Origin of the sequence: Dialister sp. UBA1703 (genome assembly GCA_002320515.1) — a bacterium.
Taxonomy (GTDB): domain Bacteria; phylum Bacillota; class Negativicutes; order Veillonellales; family Dialisteraceae; genus Dialister.
The window spans coordinates 1-4,396 of the sequence record DCJJ01000118.1 but is presented as its reverse complement, the minus strand read 5'-3'; the positions used below and the strand labels follow the sequence as shown (position 1 = coordinate 4,396).

The 4,396-nt window shown below is 54.5% G+C and carries 3 protein-coding genes; all 3 read left to right on the top strand.

From position 1 onward, the window contains the following. The first annotated feature begins 820 nt into the window (after window positions 1–820). The 3 genes from B2Y11_RS05495 to B2Y11_RS05485 all read left to right on the top strand — a co-directional run bounded on the left by B2Y11_RS05495 (window position 821) and on the right by B2Y11_RS05485 (window position 4,314). Entirely contained in the window at window positions 821–2,488 is a 1,668-nt protein-coding gene (locus B2Y11_RS05495; RefSeq protein WP_291057116.1) for a formate--tetrahydrofolate ligase, read from the top strand. 1 nt (window position 2,489) lies between these two features. Next, entirely contained in the window at window positions 2,490–3,344 is an 855-nt protein-coding gene (locus tag B2Y11_RS05490; RefSeq protein WP_291057114.1) for a bifunctional 5,10-methylenetetrahydrofolate dehydrogenase/5,10-methenyltetrahydrofolate cyclohydrolase, read from the top strand. A gap of 115 nt (window positions 3,345–3,459) precedes the next feature. Next, window positions 3,460–4,314, top strand: a complete 855-nt coding sequence (locus B2Y11_RS05485; protein ID WP_291057112.1) for a mechanosensitive ion channel family protein — start codon at window positions 3,460–3,462, stop codon at window positions 4,312–4,314. Window positions 4,315–4,396 lie beyond the last annotated feature (82 nt).

Genomic DNA, 4,396 nt, shown 5'->3' with positions numbered 1-4,396 from the left:
GCCTCTTATAATAAAACCAGGGAGTCGCCCTGGTGGGCGATGGAAAAGCGGCCCCCCTTTGGTGGCTGCGCCACCACCTTTCCCCTTGTTCAGGGGGCACTATGGGTGCTGTGCATTTGTGCTACTTGACTCTGCGGGAAAACATAGAGGGGTTATATTCTCCCCCTGAATAGGGTGGCAAGCGAACTTGGTTCGTAGGGGAGCAAAGCGACCTGAGAACCAAGTGAGACGCTTTCCCGTGGAGGGAGCCCCGCGAAGCGGGATAGGGGGGTGGCCGCGTTAGCGGCCAATTCACCGTAATGCATAGCAAGCATTAAGCAGCAGGAGGGTATTACCGTAACCCAGGCTCCTTTCTCAGAAAGGAGCTGGGCGGAGCCCTGAGGATAGGTCTGGAAGATAAGCCAAGAACTGCCTGCTGCAAGGCAGCATTCTGCAGGGAGATTTCTCGGCTCCCTTTCACTGGCTTCATGAAACTATGGAATCATACCGGCTCGTACCACCGCTCGAAATGACGGGGGAGCCATAGTGACATAAAAGCAAATCCCGTAACGCTGACTTTATAATCATAGCCGCCGTAGGCGGCTATCCACAACCCTCGCCCGNNGCCCGCAAAGCGGGCGTCAAACCTAAGAACCTTTTGAACCTTTTGAACCCTCACGCCGCAGGCGTGTCCAAAGGCCGGTCAAACTTAAGAACCTTCTCCCTCTTCCCCTCTTCCCCCGTCCCCATTGTGATATAATGAATAGAGCTGATTGCCAGACGGTCAGTATTTCTATAAGGCAAATTCAGAAGTTTGGTTGGGCATGAAGGAGTGGAAAAGATGTTAAGCGACATTGAGATTGCACAGAAAGCAGAAATGAAGCCGATTACGGAAATCGGTGCTTCCATCGGGATTCCGGCTGAGGATTTGGAGAACTACGGTCCTTACAAGGCCAAGATTTCTCTGAAGCTGACGAAGGAGCTGGAAGGTAAGCCCATGGGCCGGTTGATTCTGGTGACCGCTATTTCCCCGACTCCTGCAGGGGAAGGGAAGACTACCACCACTGTAGGGCTGGGCCAGGCGCTGGCGCAGCTGGGGAAGAAGGCAATGATCTGCCTCCGCGAGCCGTCTCTGGGACCCTGTATGGGGGTGAAGGGCGGCGCTGCTGGCGGCGGGTATTCCCAGGTGGTGCCTATGGAGGATATCAATCTCCATTTCACCGGTGATCTTCATGCCATTACGGCCGCCAACAATCTTCTAGCGGCTATGGTGGACAACCATATCCAGCAGGGGAATGTGCTGGGCATCGATCCCCGCCGGGTGGTTTGGAAACGGGTGGAGGACATGAATGACCGGGTGCTCCGCCATATCGTGGTGGGTCTCGGCGGCCATGCCAACGGTGTTCCCAGGGAAGACGGCTTTGATATTACCGTAGCTTCTGAAGTGATGGCTATCCTCTGCCTGGCTGATTCCATCCGGGATATGAAGGAAAGGTTTGCACGGATTATTGTAGGCTACACCTATGACAACAAGCCTGTCACTGCCGGCGATATCCATGCCCAGGGCGCCATGGCGGCTTTGATGAAGGATGCGCTGAAACCGAATCTGGTGCAGACCCTGGAGCATGTGCCTGCCTTTATTCACGGCGGCCCATTTGCCAACATTGCCCACGGCTGCAACTCCGTGCTGGCTACCCGCACGGCCCTTCACCTGGCTGACTATGTGGTTACGGAAGCCGGTTTCGGCGCCGACCTGGGGGCAGAAAAGTTCCTGGATATCAAGTGCCGTTTCGCCGGTCTGAAACCGGATGCAGCTGTTCTGGTGGCTACTATCCGTGCCCTGAAAATGAACGGCGGCAAAGCAAAGAATGAACTCACCGAATCGGATCCGGAAGCAGTGAAGAGGGGCCTGCCGAACCTGCTCCGTCATATTTCCAACCTGAAGAAATTCGGCCTCCCCATTGTGGTGGCACTGAATATGTTCCCCAGCGACACGGCAGAGGAAAAGAAGGTCATCGAAGATGCCTGCGCCGAAGCAGGGGTTCCGGTGGCTGAATCCACGGTCTTTGTAGACGGCGGCAAAGGGGGCCTGGACCTGGGAAGAAAGGTACTGGAAGCCATCGACAAAGGCTCTTCCTACAAGCCTCTCTATGATATCCACCTTTCCCTGAAGGAAAAGATTGAAACCATTGCAAAGGAAATCTACGGCGCATCCAATGTGCAGTACGACAGCGCCGCTGAAAAGGAACTGAAGCATATTGAAGAAATGGGCTTCAAAGACGTGCCCGTATGCATTGCCAAGACCCCCGCATCCTTCAGCGATGATCCCACCAAACTGGGTGCTCCCTCCGGCTTCACCCTTCATGTACGGGAAGTCAGGATTTCCGCCGGCGCCGGTTTCGTAGTGGTTCTCACCGGCAAGGTGATGACCATGCCGGGCCTGCCGAAACGTCCGGCAGCTGAACGGATCGACGTAGACGACGATGGTCATATTACAGGACTCTTCTGATATGGCAGACATACTGGACGGAAAAGAAACGGCCGCCTCTCTGGAAAAGGTGCTCCGGGGAAGGCTGGAGGCCCTGAGAGCAAAACACTATGAACCGAAACTGGCCATCGTTCTGGCAGGGAGCAGCAAACCCTCTGCCATGTACGCCTCCTTCATGCAGAAAGTGGCCAAGAGCTACGACATGGAAGCGGAAATCTTCCGGGAATCCGACGATGTGACAGAGGAAGAACTGGGAAATCTCATTTCCGATTTGAGCCATGACCGGGAAATCACGGGCATCCTCATGATGATGCCCCTCCCCAAGGGTATCAATGCGGAAAAGATGATTGCCCTCATCAATCCGGACAAGGATGTGGACGGCCTTACCGACACCAATGCAGGACGGCTCTTCGCCGGGAAAGAAGGACTCTTCGGCTGCACGCCCAGGGCGGTTATGGTCATCCTTGACCACTACGGCATCAATCCCGACGGAAAAAAAGCAGTCATTATCGGAAGGAGCAATGTCATCGGGAAACCCGTTTCCCTCATGCTCCTGAAGAAAAACGCCACCGTCACCATCTGCCACTCCCATACGAAGAACCTGAAAGAAATCGCAAAGAGCGCAGACATCCTGGTGGCTGCCCTGGGTCACGCAGAGGCGGTGACGGCGGACATGGTGAAACCGGGAGCCGTGGTCATCGACGTAGGTATTAACCGGGTAAACGGCAAAACAGTGGGGGACGTGGACTACGGCCCTGTCTCCGAAACAGCCGGCGCCATTACCCCCGTCCCCGGCGGCGTGGGAAGCGTTACCACCACCATGGTAGTAGAAAACATTATTGCAGCCGGCGAAAAACAGGCGGCTGAAAAGGCGTAAACGGTGCAGAGCAAAAGCGGCATTCCATGAGGAGGCCGTTTTTCTTTTGCCCGATATGATAAAATAGAAGAAATATCATTTCCTGCCATTTCATTTTAAAGAAAGGAACTTTCCATTGGAAACCAATGCAGTAACCAAAGTAGTGACTGATGAAATCAGCATTACCGCCAAATTCATGGGCGACTTGAAAATGTTTGCCCTCACCAAGGGCCTGGATCTCATCGAAGCGGTTATCCTCTTCATTGTGGGATACATCGTCTGCCGATACATCCGCAAGGCAGTAGAACACATCCTGGAAAGAAGCAACGTGGATCCTTCCGCCAAAACCTTCATTTCAGAAATCATTTTCTTCTTTTGCTTGGCCATCGTGGCCATCGTAGCCCTGGGCACCGCCGGCGTGGCGGCAGGCACCCTGGCCGCAGCCTTCGGCGGCGTAGGCCTGGCCATCGGCCTGGGCCTCAAGGATAATATCGGCAACGTGGCCTCCGGCATTTTCATCCTCATCTTCCGCCCCTTCAGGGTAGGGGACTACATCCAGGTAGGCACCAATCAGGGCACCGTCACCGACATCCGCATTATGTACACCCTCATTTCCACCCTGGGCAACCAGATGATTGTCATCCCGAACTCCTCCCTCATTAACAGTGTCATTAAGAACTTCTCCGCCTTTGAAACAAGAAATCTGGAATTCACCTTCGACGTAGGATACAGCACCGACCTGCCGGCCTGCATTGCCCTCCTGAAAAAGATATTCACAGAAGACGGCTATGTGCTCAATAAAGAAAACCTCCCCATCTACGTCAGCGCCATGGCAGAATCCTCCATCCGTATCTACGTCAGAGCCCAGGTGGACAGGCAGAAATACTTCGAAGCCCAGAACGAACTCTACATTAAAGTGAAAGAAGCCTTCGACAAGAACGGCATAGATATTCCCTTCCCCCAGATCGTGGTGCACCAGGCGAAGGAGTGAAGGCAGCCGCAGAGCGGCTGGGGTCGGGACCGGGATCGGGGAGCGCCTGACGGCGCAGATCTAGGGAAGCACTGATTAATTC

Bases quoted from the DNA above. Each gene is read 5' to 3' on its own strand.
- B2Y11_RS05490 (WP_291057114.1), top strand. From the start codon at position 2,490: ATGGCAGACATACTGGACGGAAAAGAAACGGCCGCCTCTCTGGAAAAG.
- B2Y11_RS05495 (WP_291057116.1), top strand. From the start codon at position 821: ATGTTAAGCGACATTGAGATTGCACAGAAAGCAGAAATGAAGCCGATT.